Genomic DNA, 25,881 nt, shown 5'->3' on the forward strand with positions numbered 1-25,881 from the left:
CTTCAGCAGCAGATTGCCCCCTGCTCCGGATACCAGGCGCGGTAGATGCTGTCGGCGCCGCCGTCGACCAGGCGTTCATGCGCGCCGTCGGAGTTGCCCAGCACCTTGCCGTCGGCATTGCGCGCGCGCGGCAGGTTGTACGGGTCGCCGGCCGCCGTCGGCGCGGACGACATGCCGGCCGTGTACACGCCATACAGGCTGTCCATGCGCAGGCTGCCGCCGCTGACCAGGTCCAGGTCGCCCGTGCCCGTGCGCAGCACGCTGTAGCGCAGGCTGCTCGCCTTGTAGTCAAACGTGGGGTTCGACGTGCCGCACCAGGTGGGGTTTTCCTCGCAAATGGTCGGCCACTGCAGCGCCACAGGGTCGAGCAGGTCGCCCGCCTTGACGCTCGGGTCGGCGAACTCTTCCGCGCCTGCCTTGGTCCACACATAGGCCACCTTCAACACGCACATGCTCGGGTCGCCGGCGCAAAATTCCGCCACAGTCTGACCGAACTGGCTGATGAATTCCTCGGTGATGGGTTCGCCCGCCACGATGCCGACGATGCCTTCCCGCTCGCCCAGCTCCTGCGCTTCCTTGGTCCAGTACTGCACGCCCTTCGGCGGGATCAGGATGCCGTACATGCCGTAGTGGCTGTCGGCCAGGCGCAGGGTGCCGTGGCTTGGGTGCGCCTGCACGCCGCGCGTGTCGGCCCCGTCCAGGTCGGCGCCGGCCACCAGGCGCATGCCCCACGCTTGCGAGCCTTCGGCCAGCATGGGCGCGACGGCCCACAGCTTGCCCTGGCTGCCCGCCACGTCCGGACGCAGCTGGATTGAATCCACATTGGGCATCAGCTTGACGTCGGTGCCGGACGGGATCAGCGACCCCACGGCCAGCGCCAGGTTGCCATTCAGTGCAAACACCGAGCGTTCGCCCGCCACGCCAGGCAGTGGCACGCCCTTGGGCCAGGTCATGGCGCGCACCATCACCGATTGCTTCAGTACGCTGCCCGCATCGAGGCGCATGCCGGCTGTCAAGGTCTGCGCCGTGGCCAGCACGGTGCCGGCCGCGTGGACGATATTGCCGGCGCCGTCGCGCACGGCGGCCGCCAGCACCGTGCCGGCCGGCACGGTGACGGCCTGGTCCAGCGTCGCGGCCACGGGCAGGCGCGTGTCGGCGAGCAGATTGAAACCCTTGACGGGCAAGTCGTAGTTAAGCGCGATGCCTCCCGGGAACAAGGTGCCATCGGCCACGGTCACGCCCTTGCCCGGCACGATGACGTCGCTGCCGTTGATGTCGCGCCCCGGCAGCAAGATCCAGCCCTTGTCATCCTGGGTGGCGGGCGGCGGCGCGAAGCCGTCGTTGATGCTGCCATAGATGCTCAAATCGCCGCCGGCGCGCAGCAGCAGGCTGCCCACCTCGCCCGAACCGCGCACATTTGTTGCGTGAAAGCGCGGGTTCAGGCTGGCGTAGCGCATGCCCGACAGATCCAGGTCGCCCCGCACCACCAGGTCGCCGTCTGGCGTCTTGCTGACGATATCGACGCCGGGACGCAAATGCAACGCGTCGGCATACGCGGCCGTGGCCAGACCCGCCAGCTTGATGTTGCGCAAGTTCGTGTTGGCCAGCGCCGCATCGATGAAAGCCGTGCTGTCCGCATGCTTGCCGTCAAGATATGCCTGGTTGATCACTTGGTAGGGGCGACCGCTGGCCGACAGGTCCGTGGCGTAGGCCGCGTCGTCATAGCGCTGCATGGCGTTGACGGCGATCGATTTCGCGCCGCGTATCGTCAAACCGCCGCCGGCCGCAATGGCGACGTCGCCGAAGGTGGCCGCATCAAGATCCGTGCGAACGCCGCCGCTGCCCAGGCGCGGCGCGCTCAATTCCACGGTGCCGCGCGCGGCGCCGTCGTGTTCGCCCTTGCCCTTGCCGGCCACGGCCGTCGTGCCGTGGCGCACGTCGATCTGCGCACCGCCAGCCAGGTCGAGTACGCCTTCGCCCGCGTTCAGTTCCACCGTGGCCCGGTTCGGGCTGTCGATGATCTTGCCATAGCTGTCGACGCGCAAGACCGTGCCATGCGCATCGAGCACGGCATTGCCGGCCAAAGTCAATCCATGCTTGCCGGCCAGGCGGATGCTGCCCACGCGCTCGCCGCTGGCATCGACGGCGCCGGCAACGGACAGCTTGCCGTTGTCGAGGGCCACCTGTACCTCGCCCGCCTTGAGTTCATTGCCGATGGTCAAGTCGCCCTGCTTCAGCTGGAAACTGCGTCCGCCCGTCACGCCGCCTTCATTCAAACGCCCGTTCAGCAACGCAAACTGGCTGTCCGGCGTGCCGCCCGCGCCCAGCGTCTGCGCGCGCACGTCCACGCTGCCCTTCTTGTACGGGACCATGGTGCCGCCCGCGTCGTAGCTGCCGCTGGCGCCGCCCAGTAACTTGCCTTGCAAATCGACCATGCCGGCCGCGCCATCGAGGGCCACGGCCTTCAGGCTGCCGGCGCGGTTGTTCACGGCCGACACGTCGATCACGGCACCGCTAGCTGCGCGGATATCGCCGGCGCGGCTGTCCAGCGTCACGTCGCCGCCCCAGCTGTATTTGTCCACGTCGAAGAAGGTGGACTTGCGGCCCGCCATGTCGATGCGCGCGCCGTCGGCCACGGTGATGTCGCGCTGGGCGCTGATCGTCAACTTGCCGCTAGGCAACACCACGGCCGTCGCCACGCTCACGCTGTCGCCGTTCAAGGCCAGCTGGGCGCCCAGTCCATCGGTATTCTTGACGGGCGCGGCTGGCGCCGTACCGGCCGGGGCCGCTACCGTCAGCGCGCCGCCCGCCGTGTAGCTGTGGGCGGAACCGGCGTCGCCCGTCAGCAGCGGCGTGCTGATGTTGAGGTTGCCGCCGCTGTACTGGAAACCCTTGCCCGTTTCATACGCGCCCTGCGCCTGGTAGACGGACAGGCTGCCCTTGTGGTTGGCCGTCACCTGGCCCGACGCCTTCAGGTTGACGTTGCCAAAACCCAGCGCCAGGCGGTCGAACGAGGCGACGCCGGCCGGCTGCGTGAACGGGCCGAAGCCGAAATCGATGCGCTGCGCTTCCAGGTTCAGGGTGCCGCTGCCCGTGCCGGCGCCATGCGTGATGACATTGCCGACCGGCGACAGGGCGCCGCCCCAGATCAGGTTGGCCGTGCGGATGGTCGCCACGGTATCGGCGCCGCCCTGGCCATACATGGCCGGCGTGGTCAGCACCAGACGCTCCAGCGTGGATTTCCCCGTGCTCTTGTCATAGGTATCGAGCACCACGTCGCCATAGAAATTGACGCTGTCGGCCGCGCTCAGCATCAGCGCCTGCAGGGCCGGCGCGCCCGTGCCGGTATCGCCGCGCAGCAGGCGTTCCAGCACGCCCTGGTTCATGGTCAGGCCGCTGGAACGCGTGCCGTTGGCCTGGGCCGCCGCCAGCGCCTCGCCGCTGCCCATGTTGATGGCGCCCACGGCCAGGCTCAGGTTGCGCGTGCCGTAGCGGGCCGTGTCGTCCAGCGCGAAACTGCCGTTCGTCGACAGCAGCAAGGTGCCTTCCGAGTACAGGCTCGCTGTTCCTTGGTCGGTGCAGGCGTCGTCGCACACGCCGATGCGGATGCCGCCGCGCGCCGTGCCGCTGGCCGGCGCCACGTTGAGCAAGCCGTTCGAGGCCGCCAGCATGTGCACGTCCGCGCGGCCCTTCTTGTAGATGAAGCCGTCGTTGGCGTCATACGCGGCCTTGCCCTTGCCCAGGGTGCTGATGCCGGCACCGGCGGCGATATCGATCAAGCCATCGCCCAGCAGATAACTACTGGGGTCCTGGGCGACGAGGAACACCTCGGGCGCCGACAGGACGGCCCCCGCGCGCAGGTAGATGGCGCGGGCCGAGTTGGCGCCGAAGTTCACGTAGTTGCCAGCCTGGCCATATTCCACCGATGGTGCATTGCCCAGCATCATGCGGGCAGCGCCTATATTGTTCAGGCTGGAGGCGCGCACGCTGACCAGCCCGGCGCCGCTGGTGGCGGGCGCGCCGTCGGCGAGAATTTCAATATCGCCGTTGGCGGTATTGCTCGACATCAGTATCACGGTGCCGCCATAGCCGCCCTCGGCGGCGCCAAATTTACCGGTGCCCTTGAACTGGAAGGTGTCCAGGCCGCCGTCCTGGAGCAGGGTCAGCTTGAGCGTTTTCGCATCGGACGGCAGCAGCGCGCGGGGGATGCCCCGCGTTTGCGCATCGGCCAGCGCGAATGCGGCATAGCCGGTCTCGTTGTACTGGGAATAGCTGCGCAGGACTTTGGCCGGCGTGAGTATCAGCTGGCTGGCCAGCGGCGCGCGGATGTCCGTGCCGGCGATCGACAGGGTGCCCGGCGCGGTCCAGGAACCGTTGCGCAGCGGCTGCGCCAGCGTGCCGGCACCGCCCTGGCCCGCCAGGCCGTTCAGTTCCACGCGGAAAGCACCCGGCAGCAAGGCATAGGTCGACGGCATCAGGGTGTAGGTGCCGGCGGCCAGGCCAGGCACGCCGCTGCCCAGCGTCACCTGCCGGCCGATGGCCGGATCGGACGCCGCCTTTTCTCCGCCGGCGGGCGCCTGCCGCGCCTGCACGCCCGGCACGATGGCGTACACGGGATTCGTTGCCAGGCCCGGCAGGACAAAGCCGCCGTTCGTTCCCACCTGCGCCAGCGGATGGTAGCGCGCGTCGGTCGAGCCGCCGCGCCCGGCGATGAAGCCGGCGCCCGTCAGTTCGCCGCCGCCGGACAGGTCGAGCAGCGCGCCCGGCCGCACGTCCACGGCCGCGCCCGCCAATTCCACGCCGTTGCGCAGGCCGCCCTGCGCATTGATGCCGCCCACGCCCATCAAGGCGGCCGGCTTGCCGTTGACGTTCCAGGTCTGGCCATCGACGGTACCGCCATACGGCATGACGAGGCCGGCGCCGCTGACGGAGGTGATACTACTTGGCAACAAGTTAACGGTCAGGCTCCTGTCGTTGTCATAGCCGGCCGCGCCAACCGCCAGGCGCCCCAGCGGCGCGCGCACGACGCCGCCCTGCTCGATATGCGCGGCCGCCAGTTCCAGCGAGCCGAAGGCGGAATACGGCATGGCCGGCACATCAGCCGTGCTGCGAGTAATGTTCAGGCTGCGCGTAGGGTCATAGCCAAGCTTGCCGTCGACGATGCCATAGCCGGCGCGCACGGCGGCGCCGGCGCCCGTTTCCGGGTACAGCTGGGCCGCAGCGAGGGTCATGTCGCCCGGCGTGGACAGCACCGTCGTCGCCTGGTTGCCATCCCAGCCCAGCGGCGACAGCAGGAAGCGCAGGTCGCCGCGGCTCGTCAGGCGCACGTCGTCCGACCGAATGTCGACCAGGCCGCGCACGTCGATCAGGTCGCCAGCTATGCTGACCTGGCCGGCCATCGGCGACTGGCCCGCCGTGCCCGGCGTGACATAGTAGTCGCGTCCTGCCGGCTTGACGCTGGCCAGGCGCACGTACGGCGCCGCGATGCCGACCTTCGCGCCGGGCTTGCTGCCTGGCGCCAGCACGGGCGCGCCATACAGCTGGAAGCTTTGCTGCAGCGTCAGCGACACGTCGCCATCGAAGGAGGCGGCGCCCAGCAGGGCCAGGTTGCCGAAGCCGCCCGCCTCCACTTGCTCCACCGAGTAGCGGCCATGGCCGTACTGCAGCGCCTGCGGCCCGTCCTGCGCCGCATCCCGCGCATGCACGCCGTCGGCCAGGTCGCTGGCAACTTTGTGCTGCGTCAACGCCAACTGGCGCCCCTGCAGCACCTTGTCCGTCGCCAGCGTTTTCAGGTAGACGGGCGTGCCCGTGGCCACGGACAGGCTGCCGCCCGCCGCGCCCGCGCCGCCCGCCCGGGCCAGCAGCTGGCCATCGAGGTACAAACCGTTGTTCGACGCCAGCGCGATGCTGCCGCCCGCGCTGGCCACGTCGACGGCCGCGCCGTTCACGTCCAGCACCGCGTGCGCACCGGAAGCATCCAATACGGCGCCATCGCGCACGACGACGAACAGGCTGGCCGCCGACGTGCTGCCCTGCGCATGGTCGATCTCGCCGCCGACGACGATGCTGCCGCCATCGATCACCTTGCCATAGCGCCGGCCCTGCGCGTCCGTGGCAGTGACGGCGCGCGACGCGACGTCGAGCACGGCGTTTTCGCCTATCCAGATGGAACGGCCATGGCCGGCCGCCTCCACCGCTTCGGACACGTTCACGTCGACGCCCACGCCGCCGAGGCTGATCTTGCCGCCCCACGCGTTCAGGCGCCCGTCCACCGTCAGCTGGCCCACGCTGGCCAGCTTGATGGACTGGCCCGCATCGACGCTCACCACTGCGCCCTTGCCTATCAGCAATTCGGCGCCGGCCATGTCGGCCGCGCCGGACTGGATATCGCCCACCTGCAGGGCCAGGCTGGCGCCCTTGCGCTGGGTCAAGGTGCCCTTGAGCGCGTTTTCCGTGACCTGCTCCGGCGTCCACAGGGCCAGTTTTTCATTGTCCACTACGCGCAGCACGGGCATGCGCACGTCCACCTGCGTGCCGTCTGCGACCGTCAAGCCTTGCTTGCCGACCAGGCTGTAGCTGGAAAAACCCTGCTCAAAAAAGGCGCCGCCCAAGTGCAGGGCGCCGGCCCCGGGTTTTTCAATATCGCCAATGACGATCTTGTTCGCCTGCAATTCCAGCTTGCCGCCGCCTTGCACGCCATGGCCGCGCAGTTGCGCGCCCTCGCCCAGCACCAGGTCCGATTTCGTTCCATAGCTGGCCAGAGTCACGTTGCCGCCCTTGCCGCCCTGCTGTTTCGCCTGCGACAGAACGGCCGCGCCCGAGCCGGCGTCGATCAGGCTGCCGCTGCCGATGCGCACGTCGCCGTTCGCCCGCAGCGACACACTGCCGCCATTGATATACGGCAGACCGGCGGCGGCCAGCGGATCACGCAGCACGTTGCTGAGCAGACCACTGGTATCGAGCGTGACGCCATCGGCCAGCACCAGCTTGCCCACGGCCCCGCCCGGGTTGACGAACGTATCGTTCATGCCCAGCGCGCCGACCTGGTTCAGCACATTGCCGGCCATGATGCTGCCGCCATGGCTGCGCAGGCTGGCATTGATGGCCAGGTCCTTGCCGAACAGGGTGATGTTGCCGCCGTCGGCCACCTGCAGCGCGCTGTCGACGGTGATCGCGCCTTTCGCGGCGAGGCGGATGGCGCCCAGCCCTTGCTGATTCAGCAAGCCCGTGTCGAGCAGCAGCTGGCCCTGGCGCTCTGAAGCCAGCACGCCTGTCACGTCGAGGCCGGCGGCGATGCCGTCCTGCACGCGCGTCAGGCGCACCTCGTCCATGACGGCCGACAGCGCATGCTGCAGCACGCCCGTGCGCTTGTCGAACATGGGCTGGTACTGGCCGACGATCAGCTGCCCCCGCTGCGCCGCGGCCAGCTGCGACTGCTGGTAGCCGTCGAGCAGGGCCTGCGGCGCCTGGGTCTGGCGCTCGCCCTGGAAGACGTCGCCCGCGATGCCCCCTTCCAGCACGGCCGAACCGGTGGCGACCACCAGCTTGCCCGCGTCGCGGCCCACCGTGTAGCCGTTTTCCAGGCGCTGTTGCGCCGCGATCAATGGATTGGCGTAGAACGCGCTGGCATCCTTGCCCCAGCGCGCATGCTCTTCCTCGTAGCCCTTGTACACGCCCGCGTACGGCAAGTCGGCCGGCGCGCTGCCCGCCTCATGCAGCTTGCCGTCCGCGCCTTTCAGCCAGGTCTGGCGCAGCGCGCCCGTCTGCACGTCCAGGGTGCCGCCCGACAGGTTGATGCTGGACCCTGCCTGCGTGACGACGTCCTTGCCGCCGAAGGTCACCGTGCCGCCCTGCGCCATCCATTCGCTGACGGAATGGCCCTGCGTGCCCAGGTAGCCGGCCACTTCCAGCAAGCCGCCGGCCGTGTACCAGCGGTCGCTGTCGTAGCCGTTCGTGCCCTTCGGTACGAACACCAGCTTGCGGCGGTCGACCCAGATACTGCTGTTGAGCAAAGCCTTGCCGTCGCGGTTGACGGGCGCGTCGCGCTGCTCGTTGCCCTGCACGTTGATCTCGACATTGTTCGCCTCCATGGCCACCTTGACGCCCACGGCGCCGGAGACGTCGAGCTGGGCGCCGTCGCGCAGCAGGCTGCGGCTGGCGGCGTTGACGGCGATCTGGCCGCCCGTGGCCAGAGTCAGCGAGTCGCCCATGAATTCCACCGTGCCGGCGCTGCCGATCTCGATGCGCGACTGGTCGCGGCGGTCGTTGACGGCAACGATATTTTCCGTCGCCGTCACGGCCGGGCCGCGCATGGCGTCGCGCTGGCTGTCGAGCGCCGTCGTCTTGCCGTCGTCCTCGATGACGATGGCCGTGGTGGCGCCCCGTCCCACGGTGACGGCCGCGTCGCTGCCCAGGGCGTTCAGGTGGATGGTGCCGCGCGTGGCTGTCGTCGTCGTGGCCAGCACGACGCCTTCCTGGCGCACGTCGCGCCCGGCCAGGGTGACGTCGCCTTCGCGCGCCTGGATCAGGCCCGTGTTGACGACCTTGCCCGCCGTGCTGCCGGCCGCGAACTGCGGCGTGACTTCGCTGCCGCGCGTGGTCGACAGCGGATTGCCATCCGTGCCCACGCCTTTCTTAATGGTAAAACTGTCGCCGGCGGCCAGCAGGGCCTGACCCTTGGGCGTGGCGATCTCGCCTGCCTGGTGCACCTCCTTGCCCAGCAGCATCACGTAACCGCCGCCTTCCGTGCTGCCCTTGGGCGCATTGCTGGCAAGGCGCGCGCCCGCCTGCACCTGCACCTTGCCGCCCGCGTCCGTAAAAGTCGTGGCGCCGGCCGTGCCGGGGCTGTAGATGCCGTTTTTCTGGAATTGCGCGTCGCTGATGCGGGCCGCGGCCGCCACCAGGCTGCGCGTGTCGACCTGGCTCGTGCCGCTAAACACGATGCCGTTACGGTTGACCAGCAGCAGCGTGCCGTCGGCCTTGATCTGGCCCTGGATCTGGCTGGGACGCGATTGCGGATCGTTGACCCGGTTCAGCACGGCCCAGTCCTTCTGCTGCTGGAACGTCAATGTCGTATCCTTACCCACATTGAATGTTTCCCAGTTCAGGATGGCCTTGTCCGCCGTCTGCTGCACCACCACGGCCGTCTTGCCGTTCGCCACCGTCTGCACGGGCGATTGGGCATTGAGCCAGCCGGCGGTCAGGCTGTTGGTGTCGACCTGCAAGCCGCCCTGCGCCAGGCCGTTCGGCGCGCTGGCGCCGCCGGCGGCACTCTGGCGCGCCTGCGCCTGGGCCGCTTGCTGCGCGGCGATGGCGCGCGCGGCCAGGTTCAGGTTGTTGAGCGAACGCTGCAACTGCTGATTGGCCTGCTGTTGCTGGCCCTCGGGGCGGCTGCCCAGCGGCAGCGGCTGGCCATTCGGCAGGCGGCCCGAGCTGGCCGCCGTATTCTGGTTCGCCCCCTTGGCCGCGAACCAGCCGCCGCTGAACGCCTGCTGCGCCCGCGCCGGCGTGGTAAATGCGCCCGCCATCAGCATGGTGGTCAGTGCGTAAGCGAGCGGCGTGAGCCGCAAGCGGCTGCCCAGCGTGGAGGACCGCTGCGCGCCCGTGTCGACGGTCGGGACTGGGCGCTGGGCAGTGTGAAGCTTGGTCATGGCAATGGTTTCCTGGCTAGAGAGTAGGGAACGGAGCCTGGCGGTAGCGCAGGCGTCCATGCCTCCATGACGTAGCTGGGCGGCGGAAGGGATAATGTTTTTGAAAAAATATTTGGATTCGCCTGCCGCCGGGGCATCCGGCATCCGCTGAAATCAGCTCAGCAAGACGATGCCGCCTGGCAGGCTGGTCATTTGCGCGCCCGTCAAGTCGCGTATCATCGCCAGCGCGCCATCCATCTGGCGGATGGAAAAGCGCATGCGCACGAGGCGGCGGCCCAGTTCGGCATTGCGCAGCAGCACGCGGCCGGGCCGGTAGCGGTTGATTTCATCGACCACTTGGGACAGCGGCTTGCCGGCGAATGACAGCGCGCCCGTGCGCCAGGCGCTGGCCTCCTCGGCCGGCGCGGCCGTGGCCGCCTGCACGTCCCGCTCGTCGTAGACCAGCTGCTGCCCCGCATCGAGAGTCAGGCGCCGCTGTTGCCAGACCACCTCCACGGCGCCCGCCAGGCAGGTGACGCAGACGGCGTCGTCCGTGTGGCGCACATTGAAGCGGGCCGACTGCGCCAATAAACGCCCCGCGCCCGCCAGCACCGACACGGGCTGGCGCGCGCCGCTGGCGAGGATTTCCGCTTCGCCGCCCAGCAGTTCGATCGCTTCCGGCGCCCGCACATCGATGCGCGTCTGCGTATTCATCTGCACCGTCATCTGCCGCGACAGGGCCAGTTGCCGCTGTTCGCCCGTGCCCGTGCGGTAGTCGGCATTCAATTCCTGCAAGGATGGCCAGGCGCCCAGCGGCGGACGCAGGGCCAGCACGGCCACGCCGGCCGCCAGCGCGCCGCCGAGGAAGGCGCGCCGCCCGGGACGGAGGGGAAACGCCAGCACGTTCGCCTGCGGCGGCGCGGCGGCGCGGGTCAAGGCGGGGTCGAGCGCCTGCCACACCTGCCTGAGTTCGCGCCAGGCGCGCGCATGCGCGGGCTGCGCGCGCACCAGGCGCGCAAGGCGTCGGCGTCGGCCTGCGTGAAATCGTCGGCACGCAGGCGTGCCCACCAGGCGGCGGCTTCCCGGCCGATGGCAGTGTCGTCATGTTCAACTAGGTCGCGTGGATCGCGGTCGGGAGCGGTCATGGGATTCATCAATATTTACGGCGGCCCGACACATCGCTGCGCTGGGCCGCATCGGCGTCGGCCATGCACGTTTTACAGTGTTGCATGGCGGCCTGCAATTCTTTCTTCACCATCGCCACGGAAATGCCGAAGCGCTCGGCGATCTCCGCATTGAGCATGCCGTCGATGCGCGCCGCCGTCAGGATGGCGCGGCGGCGCGGCGACAGACCCGCCAAGGCCGCGTCGAGCGCCTGCACGTCGAGCCGCGCCGAGACGATGCGGGCCGGGTCGCTGATGTCGTCGCCGGCCTCGTCGGCCATGTGCATCAGCTCTTCGCGTTCGCGCTCGGTGACGATGATGCGGTCGCGGCGGTAGGCGTCGGTGGCGATATTGGCCGCCATGCGCAGCAAATAGGCGTCGGGATTGTGGACGGGCGCGGCGGCGGGACCCGGCGCCACCATCGCTTCGAGGCGCAGCCAGGTTTCCTGCAGCGCATCGGCCGCATGGTGCTTGCAGCCGACCACGCGCTCGAGGCGCCAGCGCAGCACGGCGTAGCGCGAACTGAGGTGGCGTTTGAGCTTGGTGCGCAGGTCGGGCATGCTCATGGCGCGGAAATTCCCTGCGCGCCGGCGGCGCAATCGGCTTCGCTGCCCGGCCCTTGCGGCAGCAGCAGGATGGAGACGGGCTGCGGCATCGACGGCAGCGGCGCCGCGCCCACGCGCATGCCCAGCACCACGCGCGCGATCGCCGTGTCGCGCGCGCGCAAGCCCGTGCTGTCGAGCAGGTGCACGCGGTCCACCACGCCGGCGCGGTTCAGATACAGCTGCAGCGCCAGGCGGTAGCCGCCGGGGCGCGTCTGCGCGGCGCGGCACAGCAATCCCAGCAGCACGTGCTGCAGGCGGCTGACATAGGCCAGATGATCGCCGCCGCCCTGCACGGCGCCCGGGATGTCGACGGCGGCCACGACGGCGGCAGGCGGCAGGTCCGCGGCGGCGGCTGAAGCCGCGGTCGGGGCATACACGATGACGGCTTGCGCGTCGGACAGGCGCGATTGCAGCCCCGTTCCTTCCAGCAAGACTTGCAGGGCCGCTCCGGCCGCATAGGGGCCGCGCACGGCGGCCGACTGGCGCCGCGCGTAGCGCTGGTCCATCAGCACGGCGATGCCCGTGCGGCGGCTGTACAGGTCGAGCGCATCGCCGAGGTGTTGCGCGGCGATATCGAACTGCAGCACGGCGCCGTCGGCCGGCTGCGCCCGCGCGGGCCCCACCGTGGCCAGGAAGCCCAGCAGCACCAGGCATCCGGCCAGCGCAAGCACATGGACGGATGCCGGGCTGCCTGTCATATCGCTCTCTTGTCGCTATCGTGTGAGGAGGGAAACAGGACGCAGGACGGTGTTTCAAATGAAGCATCCTTGCGTCAACTGCAACAGACTACACAGCAAACATGACGGCTTCGTGACATGCTTGTCACCAATAAATTTCGTCATGCGGGACGCCGGGAACAGGCTGGATTTCGGCTACACTGGCTGTCACTTTCCCTTTCAGACGCCTGATGATCGAAAAGAATCTGCCCGAGCTGGTCATGCTGAAGCGCCTCATCGACGAAGGCGGCAGCCACCTGGAAGTGGCCGCGCCCTGCAGCATCGCCATGGATGGGCGCGAATTTCCCGTGTATTCGATCGCCATGGGCAATCCCAGCCCCGACGTACCCGTGCTGGGCTTTTTCGGCGGCATCCACGGCCTCGAACGCATCGGCACGCAGGTACTGCTCTCTTTCCTGGAAAGCCTGGTCGCGCGCCTGCGCTGGGACGCCACCCTGCACCAGCAACTGGAAAGCATGCGCCTCGTCTTCATGCCGCTGGTCAATCCGGGCGGCATGTGGCAGGCGACGCGCTGCAATCCGCAGGGAGTGGACCTGATGCGCAACGCGCCGCTGAGCGCGCGCGAAAAAGTGCCCTTCATGCTGGGCGGCCAGCGCTACAGCCCCCGCCTGCCCTGGTACCGGGGCGCGGCGGACGGCCCGATGGAGCGGGAAAGCCAGGCCGTGTGCGATCTCGTCGAGCGCGAACTGCTGTCGCGCCAGTTCAGCATCGCCCTCGATTGCCATTCCGGCTTCGGCTTGCGCGACCGCATCTGGTTTCCGCACGCCCATACCAAGGTGCCGATCGAACACCTGGCCGAGATCGGCGCGCTGGAAGAACTGTTCAGCCAGAGCTACCCGAACCACAACTATGTGTTCGAGCCGCAAAGCCTGCAATACCGCACGCATGGCGACCTGTGGGACTATCTGTACCTGAACGGCACCAGCTACACGGGCCGCGTGTTCCTGCCGCTGACGCTGGAAATGGGCTCGTGGCTGTGGGTCAAGAAAACCCGCGCCAGCTGTTCAACCGGGTCAGCATCTTCAACCCCACGGCCGCGCACCGCCTGCAGCGGGTGCTGCGCCGGCACCTGGTGTGGTTCGATTTCCTCATGCGCGCCGCCAGCAGCCATGGCCGCTGGATGCCGGAGGGCTTGCTGCGCAAGGCGCAGCGCCGGCGCGCCCTGGCGCAATGGTACGAAGCATGACGCCGCCCACCTGGGTTTTATTGCGCGGGCTGATGCGCGAACAACGCCACTGGGGTACCTTTCCCGCCACGCTGGCGCGCACCCTGCCCGGCGCCCGCATCGTCACGCCCGACCTGCCCGGCAATGGCACGCGCCACGCGCAGGACAGCGCCACCCGCGTGGCCGCCATGGTGGAAAGCTGCCGCCAGGAACTGCTGGCGCGCGGCATCCCCGCGCCCTACCACTTGCTGGCCCTGTCCCTGGGCGGCATGGTGGCTGTCGAATGGGGTCACCGCTATCCGCAGGAAATCGCCCGCTGCGTGCTCATCAACACCAGCATGCGGCCGTTCAGTCCGTTTTACCGGCGCCTGCGCTGGCAAAACTATGGCACCCTGCTGCGCCAGCTGCTGGCCGGCGACCAGCGCAGCCAGGAAAGTCTGATCCTGCGCCTGACGAGCCGCCGGCATGCGGGCGGCAACCCCGCGCTGCTGGCCGACTGGCTCAGTTACCAGCAGGAATACCCGGTCAGCCGGCGCAATGCGCTGCGCCAACTGCTGTCGGCCGCCCGCTACCGCGCCCCGGCCAGCCGTCCGGCCATGCCCGTGCTGGTGATGGCCGGCGCGCAAGATCAATTGGTCGACCACCGCTGCTCGCAGCGCCTGGCGCGCGCCTGGCAAGCCGATTGCCTGATCCATGGCGAGGCCGGGCACGACTTGCCGCTCGACGAAGGCGAATGGGTGGCGCAGTCGGTGGCGCGCTGGCTCGGGGAAGAATTGACGGAGCAGGGCAGAACGGCACAATTATCATGAAGATAATAAGCAGGCATACAGAGCAACTAGCAGCGCTGGCGGAGGCCGGCGTGCAGGAGCGGATTTTCCCGGGCGCGGCCTGGGCCGTGGGCACCGTCGATCACGGCGTGGCGGGCGCGGCCGGGCGGCTCACGCCCGAGCCAGCCAGCGCCGCGATGCAGCTCGACACCCTGTTCGACATCGCGTCGCTGACCAAGATCGTCAGCGTCTGGGCGCTGACGGGCCGGCTGGTGAAGCAGGAACGCCTGGCCCTGGACAGCCGGCTGGCCGACCTGCTGCCCGGCACGCACGGCCATGCGCTGGCGCCCGTCACCATTTTCCAGCTGCTCACGCATACGGCCGGCTTGCCGCTGCGCGCCCGCCTGCGCGCCAGCTACGGCGAGGTGTACGACGACATCGTGCGCGGCGTGCTGCGCGAGCCGCTGGAAGGCATACCAGGCCAGGCTGTCGACTACACGGACCGCGCGGCCCTGATCCTCGGCCTGGTCATCGAACGGCTGCTGGGCATGCCGCTGGACCGTGCCCTGGAACAGCATGTGCTGCGGCCGCTGGGCATGGCCGCCACGGGCTACGGCCCGCTGGCGCCACGCTCCGGCCAGCTGGTCGCGCCGACCGAGTATTGCGAACAGGCGGGCGCCCACCTTGCCGGCGTGACGCATGATTTTTCGACGCGGCTGCTGGGCGGCGTATGCGGCATTTCCGGGCTGTTTTCCAACGTGCCCGACCTGCGGCGCTTCCTGCAGGCGATGCTGGCGCAGGAGCGGCATGGCGAGGTGTTCGATGCCGGCTGGGTGCGTGATTCGCTGACGGTGCAAACGGGTTCCCTGAACCCGTCACGCGGCCTGTTCTGGCACCCGGCGGCAGGCACGGAGCCGCACGATGACGTCTGGTGCCACCAGGGTTTCACCGGCACGGCCCTGTGGATCAGCCGCCGGCGCGGCCGCTATGCGGTGCTGCTGACGAACAAGTTGTACTACACGCGCGATTCCGCCCGGATCAACGCGCTGCGGCACGCTTTCATGCGCTGCGCCTTCGGGCTCTGAACCCGCGGCTGGCGCACGCGCAGGCGTCCGGCCGGATCGCCGGCCGAAATCCGCAGCAGTGCCTGAGCTCGCCCAACGGCACGCCCCTCCACCTTTCCTGACATCCCCTCATCCAGCGGTTTACTACCTTATCCGGCGCTCCAGCGGAGCCATGTTGTATTAAGAATTTAGCGATGTGCTTTAAGACCAGTCCTATTTTTCCGCCCTTTCCCGCTCGGTATATTTGAAGTCGCCCATTGGGAAAAATACAATATTTCCATGGGTACTCGCCGCCAACGTATCAAGCCATCCTGGTGCCATACCAGGCACCGGAATGGCCAGGCGGCGAGTCACGTTATTGGCTACCACAACAACGACTACCTATAACCAAAGAGGGTGCAATGTTACTCAACGAAAAAAACTCGTCGTACTGGTTCGACTGGCAATGGCGACAGCCGCCGGTTTCAGCATCGCGGGGCAGGTACAGGCGCAGCAAGCAGGTGCGGACGCTCCCGCCATCCAGGCGGACGCGACGGACGCGGCGGACAAAGCCCCCACGCAAAAAGTCTACGTCACAGGCTCGAACGTGCGGCGCATCGAACTCGAATCGGCCTCTCCCGTGCAGATCATCACGCGCGAGGAACTGACGCGCGGCGGCGCCACTTCCTCAACGAGGTGCTGCGCACGATTTCAGCAAATATGGGGGGCGTCAATGAAAACAAGACCAACGGTTTCACGGCCGGCGCCGCCGGCATGAACCTGCGCGGCATCGGCAGCCAGGCGACCTTGATGCTGATCAACGGACGTCGGCTGGCGGCGTATGCGCAACCGGAATTCCAGACCACCTTCGTCGACCTCAATTCCATCCCGGTCGGTGCCGTCGAGCGCATTGAAATCCTGAAGGATGGCGCCTCGGCGATCTATGGTTCCGAAGCGATGGCCGGTGTGATCAACATCATCCTGCGCAGCAGTTACGAAGGCCTGGAACTGAGCGGTTCGCTGGGTCAGTCCAGCCGCGGCGATGGCGAACAACAGCGCGCCACCATCAGCGTCGGCAAAGGCAGCCTGGTCAAGGACCACTTCAACGCCTATGCCACGCTTGACGTGCGTTCGCGCAAGGAAATGTATCTGCACAAGCGCGATGCCTATCTGGGCACGGATGATTTGCGCGCCTGGGGCTACAAGGACAACCGCACGCTGTACACCTACCCCGGCAACCTTTTCTGGACCGACAAGGCCACCGACCGCTATGTGATGCGCACCCTGGACAATCAATGTCCGGCGGACCGCCTGGTGCCGGCGTCGGGGATTCTGGAAAAGAATGCGTTGGGGCAAGCCTGCGTCTTCGACAATGCAAAGGATAGCACCGTCAACGCGGGCGGCAAGACGGACCGCATCGGCCTGACCAGCAGGGTTACCTGGCAGGCAAACGCCAGCACCACCGTATTCGGCGAATTCATGTTGAACCGGAACACCGCGACGGTCACTGGCATCCCGCACTGGTTCGCCGGGCAAAATGGCCAGCCGACCCTTAGCCTGCCCATTACCCACCCACAATACCCGAAAGAACTGATCGGCCCTGACGGCAAGACCCTGGCCGGCGGCAATGGCACGGTGCGCGTGCGTGCCTCGCTGCGCGATTTCCCTTCCCAGGGCATGAAGAATACGACCGATTTCAGCCGCTACCTGGCAGGCGTCAAAGGCGACTACAAGAACTGGGATTGGGAGACAGCCGTCCTTTTCACCGGCAGCAAAGTCCAATCACACAATAGCAGCGCCATTCTGACCGCCCCCTGGCCAAGGCCTATCACGAAGGCCGCTTTATCTTTGGCGGCGGCAGTGCCAACGAGGCGCTGTACCGCACAATAATAAGCAGCACCGACAGTACATTCAAGTCGTCCCTGGCACAAATCGACGCCAAGATTTCCGGTGAATTGTTCACGCTGCCCGCGGGCGCCGTGGGTGTGGCGCTGGGAACGGAATTCCGGCGCGAATCGCTGACCACCTCGCCCGATCCCCGCTCCATTGCCGGCGAACTCTTGCATCAAGCGCAGTCGCCTCCTGGCCTCTCGAACAGCCGCCATATCGCCTCCGTGTTTGCCGAAGCCACCATTCCTCTGGTGAAGAATCTGGAAGCGAGCCTGGCGGCAAGACACGACCGCTATTCCGACTATGGCAGCTCGACGACGCCAAAGCTGGGCTTGAAATGGTCGGTCACGCCCGCATTCATGCTGCGCGGTACGTATGCGGAAGGCTTCCGCGCGCCCACGCTGGTAGAAAATTCGACCGACATACGCAATGCCTATCTCACGTACAAGGATCCAGCCCGCTGCAATACCAATTTCAAGCTGGGCTGCAACAGCAACTTTGCGTATCGCAGCGGGGCCAACAAGGATCTCAAGCCGGAAACGGCGAAAAGCGTCACCCTCGGCATGGCCTGGGAACCCAGCAGCGCATTCCTGAGCACGCTCGATGTGTGGCAGATTAAACGCGATAGCGAAATTTCCACCTTGAGCCTGTCGAAAGTGCTGGATAACCCAGCGGGCTACGCCAACAATCCTGCCGTGGCCGTCGTGCGCGCGCCGCTCTCGTCAGCCGATCAATTGGCAGGCGCGACTGCGGGCGAAATCACCGCCGTTACCATGCTGCTGACCAATTTGGCAGTGACACAGGTCCGCGGCCTGGACTTGAAGATGGTGGGCAGGCTCAACCTCGGCGAATACGGCACCCTGCATCCGCAGCTGAACCTGAGCCATACCCATTCATACCAATATGCCGCATCGGTGAACGACAAGCCTAGTCAGCAGGCTGGTCTCGCAGGGCTTCCCACCGTGCAGGGCAATCTGGGCGTAGCCTGGAAAAAGCCGCCTACCAGCTATCGGCAGATGTGGATTTTACCGGCAAGATGTCGTCTTTTACAGACCGAAGCCAACCATGCAAACTGGCAACAGAAGGTTATCCCGCCTTATGCAAAGGCATTGCCTCGTTCACCGTCTTCAATCTGGGCGGCAGCTACTCCGGTTTCAAGAAAACCAAGCTGAGTCTTGCGGTGCGCAACGCCTTTGACCGGAAATCGCCATTCTATCCAAATGGTGGCTCTAACTTCATTTCCGGCTTGCATAGCGCAATGGGACGCTACGTCCAATTGACGGCCGATTACACCTTCAAGTAACGCAAGGGATCAAGGCGCGCCAGTTCTGGCGCGCCTTGTCTGCTGCAGGCGGCCTGGCTGGCCAGGCCGCCATACCCGATGTCACTGCACATTCTGACTGGAAAAATAAGTGAAATACACTCCCACTCTCACGCTACTCACCTTGCTGCTTGCCTGTGGCGGCATGCATACGAACTTCGCGCACGCCGACGAGACGATTCCCATTGCGGATTTTTTCAAGAAAAGCGAATTTAGCGGCAGCCCCCTTCTATCGCCCGACGGGCTGAATCTTGCCGTGCTCACGCCCCGCAACGGACGCTTCGTGCTGGCCATTATCAACCTCGAGACGCGCGCTTCCACTGTCGTGGCCTCCGATCCGGACTGGGATGTCACCAGTCCGCTGTGGGTGAACAACCAGCGCCTGGTGTTCAGTATCAGCAAGGGCAGCAGCGAAGTGATGGAAAAACAGACGGGCGGCGGCTTGTTCGCCGTCAACCGCGACGGCAGCGCTTTCCGCATTCTGGTAGCCAGCGTCAAGGACGCCATGAGCAGCGGCAAGCCCTACAAACCGGTACAGGTATTGAAGCGGGTTGGCGACGGCAGCAACGATCTGATTGTCTCCAATAACGAGCGCGGCCGCGGGGCCGACCTGGGCGCCAGCGACGTTTTTCGCATGGACACGACCACTGGCCGCAAGACCTTGTTGACATTTGATAATCCCGGCGCCGTCAGCGACTGGCTGCTCGATCATGACAACGTGATCCGGGTAGCCTCGGCCATGAGCGTGGAAGATGGCAGCAAGCGCATCAAGCAGACCGTGTATTACCGCGAAGACGACAAGGCGCCGTGGAAACCCATCTACCAAGCCTATGCCGCTGAAGGCAAAACCATGAATCCGCTGGGCTTCGACTTCGACAACAAGACCTTGTTTGTCGCTGGCCGCTTCAACGGCCGCGACAAGGCCGGCATCCATATCTGGGATTTCTCCGGTAATAAGGCCGGGGATTTGATTGCCGAGGATGCACTAGTCGATGTCAATGGCGGCTTGCTGTTCGACTTTGCGCGCAAGAAAATCATCGGCGTGCAGGTGGATGGCATGAAGCCGACGAAGCACTACTTCGATCCGGAATATGCACGCCTGCAGGCGTCGCTGAACGCCAGCTTGCCCAACGAAGAGGTCAAGTTCCAATGGCGTGGCGACCACGCGGTCGTCACCGCCACGGGTGTCAATAATACCGGCAAGGTGTATCTGTTCGACACCCGCAAGAAGACGCTGGAATCGCTGTACAGCATGCAGCCCATATTGGACGGCAAGAAACTCTCCGAGCAAAAGGTCATCTCCTACCAGGCACGCGACGGACTAAACATTCCCGCCTACCTCACCCTACCGCAGGGACGTCCTGCCAAGGCGTTGCCGCTGGTCGCCTACATCCATGGCGGACCGCATGCGCGCGACCATTTTCACTACGATCCCTTGACCCAAATGCTGGCCTCGCGCGGCTATGCCGTGCTGCAGCCGCAATTTCGCATGTCGACCGGTTTTGGCTGGAAACACCACACGGCGGGCTGGAAGCAATGGGGGCTGGCCATGCAGGACGATATCACGGATGGCATCGAGGAGCTGGTCAGGCAAGGCATCGTCGACCGCAAGCGCGTGTGCATCATCGGCGCCAGCTATGGCGGTTACGCCACCATGTACGGCCTGGTGAAAAACCCCGACCTGTACCAATGCGGCATCAACTGGGTCGGCGTCACCGACGTCAAGATGCTGTTTACCGTCAACTGGTCCGATATGTCCACCCCCTACATGGACGATCTTGGCGCCAAGATGCACGGCGATCCGAAGACCGACGACGCGTATTTCCAGAAGGCCTCCGCCATCGGCAATGCCGCCCGCATCAAGGCCCCCGTGCTGATGGCCTACGGCAGCGAAGACGTGCGCGTGCCGCTGATTCACGGCGAGAAAATGCGCGACCAGTTGCGCAAGCAGGGTAATACCGTCGAGTGGATGGTGATGACGGGCGAGGGCCATGGCTGGGTCAAGGAAAGCAACCGGATTCTCTGGGGCGAGACCGTATTCCGCTTCATCGACCGTTATATTGGCCCGGGAACGGCACGCTAGCCGGGCAAACTGGCCGGTCAGTCATGACGGCCAGCCTCGGCGGGGCGGCGCTGGCGCGGCGCCGCTTTTCAGAACAGTCCGATTCCCCGCTGAAATCGCCATCCCTATACTTCCTCCATCTTAATCCGCCGGAAAAACCGCCATGAGCGCCACCGTGTATGCCATTCCTTCCATCACGGTGCGTCAGCGCCTGCCCTTGTGCCTCAGCATGCCCGGCGCCGTGCAGCAGAAATGCCAACAGCATCCGCAAGCGCTCAAGCAATGTCCCCCGGCACGGCCCGGCGACGCCGACGTTGTCCATGCGATATGCTCCGGCGAGGGCCTGCGCGTGCTCTACCAGCCCCAGTATGACCTGCACAGCCGGCGCATCGTCAGCGCGGAAGCACTGCTGCGCTGGCAGCACCCACGGTACGGCGATGTACCGCCGGCGGTGCTGATTCCCATGGTCAACCGGCTCGGCCTGCATATGCAGCTATTCGACCGGGTCGTCAAGGAGGTCATCGATGTGCTGCGGCACCTGCGCCGTCAAGGTGCCGACGTGCCAGTTGCCGTCAACGCCTCGATCGATACCGTGTGCGCGCCCGGCATGGCAGATATGCTTGCCACAAGAATGTGGGATGCCTGCCTGCCGCCGCGGCTGCTGAAAGTCGAAGTCACCGAAGACCTGCCGGTACTCGATGAACTATGCCTGTCGGGCTGCCTCAACACGCTGCGGGCGAAGGGATTTCCCCTGTCGCTCGACGATTTCGGCGCCGGCTCCGCCACTTTCAACGTCCTGTTCAAGATGCCTTTCGACGAAGTCAAGATCGACGGCGCCTTTATTCGCGACATGGAAACCAATAGCCATTCGCATGCCATCGTCGCCACCCTCGTTTCCCTGGCACAGAAGCTCAATCTGAAACTGGTGGCCGAAGGCATCGAAAACGAATCCGTGCTGACGGCATTGCTGGGCATCGGCTGCCGCATCGGCCAGGGCTATGCGCTGGCGCGCCCGATGGAGCGCGAGGATTTTATTCAACATCAGCTTGCAAGACTGCCTGCAATGGCGATGAAGGCAACGCGACATGACTGATATGACCGGATTATTACCGCATGCCTTGGCCGCCGAGACCAGGGGCGGCGAGGCAGCCGTCCACACGAATGATGGCGCGGCGCTGGTCGAGCGGCTGCTCACGTACATGGGACTGCGCAACGACGCCTGCCTGGCGCGCGAGCTGGGCGTTCCGCCCTTCTCGATCAGCAAGCTGAGAAAAGGAAGCACTGCAGTCGATACCGACATGCTGATACGCATGCACGAGGCATCCGGCCTGGCCATCGGCGAACTGCGGGAACTTGCGAGGACCCGGCGCTGAGCCGTGGCCGGTCGCACTTTCACGCAAAAACGGCGCGCTCTCACTGGCGCGCCGTTTTTGTTTGAACCTGCCTGCATGGCGGTGTTGGCAATCCCCGCCCACCGGACGGCAGCACTACTGATCAATCAGTGCATACGTCGCCACCGCATTGGCGCGGCCAACTGCCACTTGCCCCCCGGTCGTTTTCCGATAGCGCGCTGCCTAGCTTGACTCCGTCGACAGTCGCGAAAAAAGATGGCTATGTCACCGTCAAATGTGGGAACTCGCCCAGTGTTGCCTTCAATAATGTTTCTGGGGAGCGGATGCGCCCGGCGTCCAGTATCCAGCGCCACCCCAGGTAATTCGGCAGATAACGGCTGGCCACGCCATGGAAGATGCGCAGCCAGCCGCGCAAGCGGCTGTGATACGCGTTGACGTTCTGCACGTGGGCGGCGCCCTGCACGCAGATGCCGGCACGCAAGTTGACGGCCTGGTGACTGATGCCCGCTTCACGCGCGAAGGCGCGATAGGCAGCGTGGCCGTCGGTCATCAGCAAGACGTCCTTGTCGATCACGGGTGGCAGGCAAGCATGCAGCTGCGCCTTGGTCAGCGCCCCTTTTCCCGCGACGAAATCGAGGGTTTGTCCCGTGCGGTCGCGCGGGGTGCACCCGCACGGCACGCAACGGTAGCGCTGCAGTCCGTGCGCATGACCGTGCCGGTGCGCATGGCTGCTGTTGCAGGCGGGACAGTGTAACCGCTGCCGGGCCACGCTTTCGATATGTACAGTCAGACAGCCGGGGCTGGGGAAGATTCCTTGAATTCCCCTATTTGTCGGGGACAGAGCCAAAAAGATAGGCTGCCCAATTCGCTCGCGCGCATGATCACGGCCCCCACAGACCCCGTCTTTACCAGCATAGGAGGCGATTTCCACATCGCATTGCAGCTGCAAGCCCTTGGCAGCCTGGTCAAAGTACTGGAAGTACAGCATTGAACCGTTTGGCAAGTCACGCGGCACCGCCAGGGTGCTGATCTGCTACGCCATCGTCCCCGTCAACCCCAGGTTTCCATTGATGGGCTTGCAGTTCGGCTCAGCTTGCGCCAGTTGCCGCGCCGCGCACAGCAGCAACCCTTCCATCAGGCCAGCTATTGTGTAGGGTTTCATGGTTTTCTCTTTTGCGCGACGTTCACGGCGGTGTCTTCCTGCCGGATGGCCACGGCGGCCAGTTGCAGGCCCTGCCGTGGCGCCCGCGCCGCCAGCGCTGCCGCCGGCACCTGCAGGTCGAGGCGCTGGACGGCAACCTCATGGCGCCAGCTGACGCCGGGTATCGACGCCAGCACCTGCTGGCAAGGCAGCAGCAACTGCTCCTTGAACAGGCGCACGCCATAGTGCTGCAAATCGACCGTACTCATGCAGGGCGACGGGCGTTGTTCTCCTGCCACCGGCATGAACGCGACCTCGCGCCGCTCCATCCGCTCGCCATTGAGGAAAATATCGACCGGGTAGGTGCCGCCAAGCAGTTCGGCGCCGCGTTCGTCGGCCGGTGCCGCCTTGGCATTGATAAGTTCAGGCACGCAGACGGCATCGGCTTGCCGCAGCTTGCCGCCCTCGCCTTGCAGCAGCGAGGCGGCAATGGGCATGCTGCAGCGTTCATGCGCCTTGCCGCCCCAGGAGATCGACAATTGGCGGCTGTTTTCCTGCAGGCGCGCGTACAGCTGGCCATCCTGGCCCACCATACCCACTGACTGGCCTTGCTCATCCTTGACGGTGGCGCCAAACGGCAGCACGTCGCCACCCGCCAGGCGCACATGGAACAGGATCGCGCGGCCGGTACTGGTGCCATACTTGAGGAACACCACGGCGCCGTCGCGCGGCGCCACCTGCTGGCTCGTTTCGCGCATCTCCACGTCCATCGACGAACCCGCGGGATCGATCGCCACTTCGTTCAATTCATACGGACGCAAATACGGCACCACCGCATTGCCGCTGGCGTCGAGCCTGAGTCCGGGATAACCGGCCACCTTGGCGCCGGCGGCGCCAGGCGCATGCACCACGGCCACGGTTTCTCCGCGGTGCGGCGACAGGGTCACGCCGCCAGGATGGGCCACCACGCTGCCGCTCATGTTGAACGAGGCGCTGGTATAGTCCTGGCCGCGCCCCAGCGAACCGCCGACAAACGCCCGCGCTCCCGTATACTGGCCGTTCACGGTGCCGCTGCTGGTGCCGCTGGCGCCATCGCGGCTGACCGAGGCGCCATAGCCATACTGGCGTTCTTCGCCGGCCGTGCCGCTGACGGTGGCCAGCTGGCTGTAGCGGCCATCGGCATTGCGCGACAGCTGGGCCGACATTTGCGGCACGTCCACGCTGGCGCTGCTGCCCAGCGGCATGCTCATGGAAAACAGCAAGCGGTTTTCCATGCCGCCGTACGACATCCTGCCGCGGTTGGCGCTGATGCCATAGCTGATGCGCCCCACCCGCTTGTTATAACTGAGCTGGTATTGCAAATCCTGCCCGGTCCGGTTCCAATAGTTTTGCGTATAACCACTGATGCTGAGGTTGCCCCATTCGCCCAGACTCTGGTCGGCCGTCAGCGACAGCCGGTTGCGAGGACGGTCCAGCATGCTGGAGGCATAGCCCTTTTTCTCGGCGTCGAGCACCTGCATGGCGTTGGCGAAATCCAGGTAGCCCCTGGTGGAAAAACGGTAGGCGGCCATCGAAAAATTACTGCCGGTGCTCAGGATATTCTTGTTGTACGACAGGCGCATGCTCTGGCCCTTGGCCTTGCTGGCGGCCAGGTCCGTCTGCGCATGGCTCACATCGACCGACATGGCGCCGATCGGCGTGGCAAACGCCATGCCGCCCAGCAGCGCCAGGTAGTCCGCGCCGGCTTGCGCGCCGCCGTAAGCGGTCATGCTGTTGTTCAAACCGTACTGCACAGTACCCTGCAGGAAACCTGCCTGCTCGCTCAAAAAATGATTGCGCGTCACGCCAGCCGTTGCGCCGAAACGCACCGTCCCCGGGCGCAGCAACTGCGTCACGGCCGCATATGGCACCACGAAGCGCTGCTCGCTGCCATCGGCTTCGGACACGGTCACGTTCAGGTCGCCGCCATAACCGGTAGCGTACAGGTCATCGATGACGAAGGCGCCCGGCGCCACCGTCGTTTCCAGCAAAATATTGCCCGCCTGGCGTATCGTCACGCGGGCACTGGTGCGGGCGATGCCGCGCACGACAGGCGCGTAGCCGCGCAGCGAGTTCGGCAACATGCGGTCATCGCTGGCCAATTGCACGCCGCGGAAGGACTGGGTATCGAAAATTTCGCCGCTGGTATTGGAATCGCCCAAGGTCAGCTGGCTTTTCAGCGAGGTAATATCGCGCCGCACATAGGTATCGAGCACCTGATAGCGGCTGCCGCCCGCTTGCTGCCAGCTCAGCGCCCCTTTGTGCCGCAGGCGCCAGGCGCCCAGATTGAAGCCACCGTCGAGGCCCAGGTAGGCCGAATTGAAAGCGGCATCGCCGCTCCTGCTGTGATTGCTGTTGAAATTGTAGCCCAGCATGCCAGACGTGACGCCGCTGTCCCACAGTTCCGGGCTGACATAGCCGCGCGCATCGCGCCGCAGCGAAATCTGCGGAATGCTGATGTCGACCTGCTGACTCTCGGGCACGAACCTGGCCGTCGCATTCTCGATCAGCTTGCCCAGCTCGGCACAGTTGCCCGCGTCCAGCAAAGTTATCGCTTCCGGCGACAGGCGCGCCATGTCGACGCCAAGCAATTCCAGCAGCTTGCGCGACACGCACACGACGGGATTGCTGCCGTCGTCATTGGCGTGAATCTGGATATCCTGGCGGTTTTTCAACTGGCCATTGAGGGCGATATCGGCACGGTAAGTACCAGGCAACACCGGATTGCCCTTTTGATACACGGCCAGATCCAGGCTGCGTGAGCCTTCGGGCAAAAACGCGCCATTGAAATCGACTTCATCGGCGCGGGCGGGCGGCATGGCCAGCACGCAAGAACCCACTGCCAGTGCCTTGACCACCGTGTGCGCAAGGGTATGGACGGCCAGGCGATTGCTGCGTTGCGGACGATAGCGGATCTGAAAGCGGGTATGGCTCATACCGTACCTCAAGGCGCGAGCCGTGCGGCCG

At 65.8% G+C, this 25,881-nt stretch carries 14 protein-coding genes and 3 pseudogenes; 9 read left to right on the plus strand and 8 right to left on the minus strand.

Annotated features, from left to right (window positions below; genetic code table 11):
* Positions 1-2 precede the first annotated feature (2 nt).
* From ACRHIG_RS19900 to ACRHIG_RS19920, 5 genes are all read right to left on the minus strand, one after another.
* Positions 3-9,650 carry a two-partner secretion domain-containing protein gene (locus ACRHIG_RS19900; protein WP_489627614.1) on the minus strand — a complete coding sequence of 3,216 codons (9,648 nt, stop codon included), beginning with the start codon at positions 9,648-9,650 and terminating at the stop codon, positions 3-5.
* A gap of 153 nt (positions 9,651-9,803) precedes the next feature.
* Positions 9,804-10,637, minus strand: coding sequence for a FecR family protein (locus ACRHIG_RS19905; RefSeq protein ID WP_489627615.1), 834 nt, complete (start codon positions 10,635-10,637; stop codon positions 9,804-9,806).
* Positions 10,562-10,783: a DUF4880 domain-containing protein gene (locus ACRHIG_RS19910; protein ID WP_489627616.1), complete on the minus strand. Its 222-nt coding sequence runs from the start codon at positions 10,781-10,783 to the stop codon at positions 10,562-10,564. The genes ACRHIG_RS19905 and ACRHIG_RS19910 overlap by 76 nt, the downstream gene beginning before the upstream one ends.
* Positions 10,783-11,358, minus strand: a complete 576-nt coding sequence (locus ACRHIG_RS19915; RefSeq protein WP_230521842.1) for an RNA polymerase sigma factor — start codon at positions 11,356-11,358, stop codon at positions 10,783-10,785. The genes ACRHIG_RS19910 and ACRHIG_RS19915 overlap by 1 nt, the downstream gene beginning before the upstream one ends.
* Positions 11,355-12,095, minus strand: a complete 741-nt coding sequence (locus ACRHIG_RS19920) for a hypothetical protein (protein WP_489627617.1) — start codon at positions 12,093-12,095, stop codon at positions 11,355-11,357. Before ACRHIG_RS19920 ends, ACRHIG_RS19915 begins: the two co-directional genes overlap by 4 nt.
* A 209-nt stretch (positions 12,096-12,304) precedes the next feature.
* Here ACRHIG_RS19920 and ACRHIG_RS19925 point away from each other — a divergent pair.
* The 9 genes and pseudogenes from ACRHIG_RS19925 (at position 12,305) to ACRHIG_RS19965 (ending at position 21,755) form a co-directional block, all read left to right on the plus strand.
* Positions 12,305-13,320, plus strand: a pseudogene (locus ACRHIG_RS19925) (M14 family zinc carboxypeptidase).
* Positions 13,317-14,108, plus strand: a complete 792-nt coding sequence (locus tag ACRHIG_RS19930) for an alpha/beta fold hydrolase (RefSeq protein ID WP_489627618.1) — start codon at positions 13,317-13,319, stop codon at positions 14,106-14,108. The pseudogene ACRHIG_RS19925 and the gene ACRHIG_RS19930 overlap by 4 nt, the downstream one beginning before the upstream one ends.
* A 41-nt stretch (positions 14,109-14,149) precedes the next feature.
* Positions 14,150-15,151, plus strand: a pseudogene (locus tag ACRHIG_RS19935) (serine hydrolase domain-containing protein); the annotation flags it as partial.
* A 424-nt stretch (positions 15,152-15,575) separates the two neighbouring features.
* The gene (locus ACRHIG_RS19940) at positions 15,576-15,887 is read left to right on the plus strand and encodes a hypothetical protein (protein WP_489627619.1); all 312 of its coding nucleotides are present in this window, start codon (positions 15,576-15,578) and stop codon (positions 15,885-15,887) included.
* A complete protein-coding gene (locus ACRHIG_RS19945; protein ID WP_489627620.1) occupies positions 15,830-16,999 on the plus strand; it encodes a TonB-dependent receptor plug domain-containing protein in 1,170 nt (389 codons plus the stop codon). The genes ACRHIG_RS19940 and ACRHIG_RS19945 overlap by 58 nt, the downstream gene beginning before the upstream one ends.
* A 41-nt stretch (positions 17,000-17,040) precedes the next feature.
* Complete coding sequence (locus ACRHIG_RS19950) at positions 17,041-18,171, plus strand: TonB-dependent receptor domain-containing protein (RefSeq protein WP_489630839.1); 1,131 nt, start codon at positions 17,041-17,043, stop codon at positions 18,169-18,171.
* 240 nt (positions 18,172-18,411) lie between these two features.
* Complete coding sequence (locus ACRHIG_RS19955) at positions 18,412-20,403, plus strand: S9 family peptidase (protein ID WP_489627621.1); 1,992 nt, start codon at positions 18,412-18,414, stop codon at positions 20,401-20,403.
* A 142-nt stretch (positions 20,404-20,545) separates the two neighbouring features.
* Positions 20,546-21,475 (plus strand): EAL domain-containing protein, encoded by a 930-nt coding sequence (locus ACRHIG_RS19960; RefSeq protein ID WP_489627622.1) that lies wholly within the window; start codon positions 20,546-20,548, stop codon positions 21,473-21,475.
* Complete coding sequence (locus ACRHIG_RS19965) at positions 21,468-21,755, plus strand: hypothetical protein (RefSeq protein ID WP_489627623.1); 288 nt, start codon at positions 21,468-21,470, stop codon at positions 21,753-21,755. Before ACRHIG_RS19960 ends, ACRHIG_RS19965 begins: the two co-directional genes overlap by 8 nt.
* A 238-nt stretch (positions 21,756-21,993) precedes the next feature.
* Here the strand turns inward: ACRHIG_RS19965 and ACRHIG_RS19970 are convergent.
* The 3 genes and pseudogenes from ACRHIG_RS19970 to ACRHIG_RS19980 all read right to left on the minus strand — a co-directional run.
* Positions 21,994-22,554, minus strand: a pseudogene (locus ACRHIG_RS19970) (IS1595 family transposase); the annotation flags it as partial.
* Between the two features lie 213 nt (positions 22,555-22,767).
* Positions 22,768-22,896: a hypothetical protein gene (locus tag ACRHIG_RS19975; RefSeq protein ID WP_489627624.1), complete on the minus strand. Its 129-nt coding sequence runs from the start codon at positions 22,894-22,896 to the stop codon at positions 22,768-22,770.
* The gene (locus tag ACRHIG_RS19980) at positions 22,893-25,850 is read right to left on the minus strand and encodes a fimbria/pilus outer membrane usher protein (RefSeq protein ID WP_489627625.1); all 2,958 of its coding nucleotides are present in this window, start codon (positions 25,848-25,850) and stop codon (positions 22,893-22,895) included. The genes ACRHIG_RS19975 and ACRHIG_RS19980 overlap by 4 nt, the downstream gene beginning before the upstream one ends.
* Between the last annotated feature and the right edge of the window lie 31 nt (positions 25,851-25,881).

The sequence above is a fragment of the Janthinobacterium sp. C22 genome (genome assembly GCF_057919405.1).

Excerpts from the sequence above, each read along its gene's own strand:
- ACRHIG_RS19900 (WP_489627614.1), bottom strand. The coding sequence starts at position 9,650 with ATGACCAAGCTTCACACTGCCCAGCGCCCAGTCCCGACCGTCGACACG.
- ACRHIG_RS19910 (WP_489627616.1), bottom strand. The coding sequence starts at position 10,783 with ATGAATCCCATGACCGCTCCCGACCGCGATCCACGCGACCTAGTTGAA.
- ACRHIG_RS19915 (WP_230521842.1), bottom strand. The coding sequence starts at position 11,358 with ATGAGCATGCCCGACCTGCGCACCAAGCTCAAACGCCACCTCAGTTCG.
- ACRHIG_RS19920 (WP_489627617.1), bottom strand. The coding sequence starts at position 12,095 with ATGACAGGCAGCCCGGCATCCGTCCATGTGCTTGCGCTGGCCGGATGC.
- ACRHIG_RS19930 (WP_489627618.1), top strand. The coding sequence starts at position 13,317 with ATGACGCCGCCCACCTGGGTTTTATTGCGCGGGCTGATGCGCGAACAA.
- ACRHIG_RS19940 (WP_489627619.1), top strand. The coding sequence starts at position 15,576 with ATGGCGACAGCCGCCGGTTTCAGCATCGCGGGGCAGGTACAGGCGCAG.
- ACRHIG_RS19945 (WP_489627620.1), top strand. The coding sequence starts at position 15,830 with ATGGGGGGCGTCAATGAAAACAAGACCAACGGTTTCACGGCCGGCGCC.
- ACRHIG_RS19960 (WP_489627622.1), top strand. The coding sequence starts at position 20,546 with ATGAGCGCCACCGTGTATGCCATTCCTTCCATCACGGTGCGTCAGCGC.
- ACRHIG_RS19965 (WP_489627623.1), top strand. The coding sequence starts at position 21,468 with ATGACTGATATGACCGGATTATTACCGCATGCCTTGGCCGCCGAGACC.
- ACRHIG_RS19975 (WP_489627624.1), bottom strand. The coding sequence starts at position 22,896 with ATGAAACCCTACACAATAGCTGGCCTGATGGAAGGGTTGCTGCTGTGC.
- ACRHIG_RS19980 (WP_489627625.1), bottom strand. The coding sequence starts at position 25,850 with ATGAGCCATACCCGCTTTCAGATCCGCTATCGTCCGCAACGCAGCAAT.